The 1,810-nt window shown below is 55.7% G+C and carries 2 pseudogenes; one reads left to right on the top strand and one right to left on the bottom strand.

Annotated elements, in window-relative coordinates:
- Positions 1-89: 89 nt before the first annotated feature.
- A pseudogene (locus FS804_RS24620) lies at positions 90-1,218 on the top strand (IS110 family transposase).
- Between the two features lie 288 nt (positions 1,219-1,506).
- On the opposite strand, the pseudogene FS804_RS24615 reads toward FS804_RS24620, so the two are convergent.
- Positions 1,507-1,810 (bottom strand): annotated as a pseudogene (locus FS804_RS24615) (transposase); the annotation flags it as partial.

Here is a 1,810-nt window from a genome sequence, read left to right as displayed (position 1 = left end):
CCAGATGATATGACCGTCCTTGGCGGGGGCAGCGATCCCTCGCAAGATGTTTTAGCGCCAGAGGGGCGCTAAAACGGAAGGGAACGATCATGGAAAAGATGACAGCATATGTCAGCCTTGACGTCCATAAGGATACCATCGCCGTTGCGGTAGCCGAGGCCGAACGAAATGGCGAAGTCCGATCGTGGGGCACGATTGCGAATACACCAACTTCAGTCGACAAGTTGCTCAACAAGCTTCGTGGCAAATATGCCGAGCTGGAGTTCGCTCATGAAGCCGGCCCGACCGGTTATGGGCTCTACAGAACGCTGCATGCCAAGGGTGCGAAATGTATCGTTGTCGCTCCATCGATGACTCCCAAGAAGCCCAGCGACCGGATAAAGAATGACACCCGCGATGCATCTATGTTGGCGCGATTGCTTCGTGCAGGTGAGCTGACTGCGGTGTGGGTACCGGACGAGGTGCATGAAGCGATGCGAGATCTTGCGAGGGCACGACAGACTGCCTCCTACGATGTTCGAAAAGCGCGACAGCGAATCCAGAGCTTTCTGCTACGTCAGGGAAGACAGTTCGGCGCGAAAAGCTGGACCTATCGGCACAGGGTCTGGCTATCCGACCAAAGCTTTGATCACATCGCTCAACAGATTGCCTTCCAGAGTTATCTCCAATGCACATGAGCAAGCTGAAAGCCGCCGGAAAGAACTCGACGAACAGATCGTCGAACTGATACCGCATTGGTCATTGGCCCCTATTGTCGAGGCGCTTCAGGCGCTGAAGGGTATTGGGGTCGTAGTGGCAGTGGCGTTAGTCGCGGAGATAGGCGACTTCATGCGCTTCGCTAATCCTCGTCAGCTGATGGCATATCTCGGCCTGGTGCCAGGAGAACGGTCAAGTGGTAAATCGCTTCGGCCGCGCGGAATTACCAAGAGCGGAAACATAACGTTACGCGCACTTCTGTTCGAAGCAGCTTGGTGTTACCGCAACAGGCCGAAAGTCGGGCAGTGGTGCTGGACGCGAATGCCGGAGACCCAACAGGTCATCAAAGATATAGCCTGGAAGGCTCAGGTCCGATTACATGGCAGGTATCGCAAACTAATCTCGAACGGGAAGCGAAGCCAAGTTGCGGTGACGGCAGTCGCGCGTGAACTACTCGGGTTCATTTGGGCAGTATGCCAACATGTTCAGCCTAGCGAGCTGAAACCAGACCTGGAAAAATGAAGCGACGAACATAGAGATATAAATCTGCCCGGCATGGTCAGGGCATCGGGTGCGGTATGGAGAATCCTCAGGCAAGTTGGAGGGGCGATCATCGATCCCCGCAGCCAGAACGAGGCAGCCCACGACGCATGGTCACAACTGGGATAACCAAACCCCAGAATGAGAGTTTGAGCGACCGTCGATAATTCTTACCCGATGCTCTGTCCCTGCTGGGCTCCATACATTTTGGCTACGCGCAAGCGGGCGGCGATTTCGCATACCCTTTATTGTTGACGGACGGTCATGAGAGGATTTTCTGCCGAGCGCAAAGCCTCTGAGCGCTCGCTCTGCCGCATTATTCGATAGGCAGATCCGGCCGGCCTGCAGAAATGACGTGAAGCCATCCCAGCGCTTGAGCATGTAGTCGATCGCCTCCGCCACCGGAGAACTGCGTGAGAGCTTTGCCCTCTCGATTTGAAGCCAGACCTGCAGATCATCGACGAGTGGCAGACTGTCTTTCCGGCGACGCTCCAGGCGTTGATCGGCCGTAAGACCGTTGATCTCGCGCTCAATATCGAACAGGCCGTCGATCCGTTTGACGGCTTCGAGCGCC

The sequence above is a fragment of the Agrobacterium sp. DE0009 genome, assembly GCF_007680755.1.
Taxonomy (GTDB): Bacteria; Pseudomonadota; Alphaproteobacteria; order Rhizobiales; family Rhizobiaceae; genus Agrobacterium; species Agrobacterium tumefaciens_B.
This window is presented reverse-complemented; position numbering and strand designations above follow the sequence as displayed.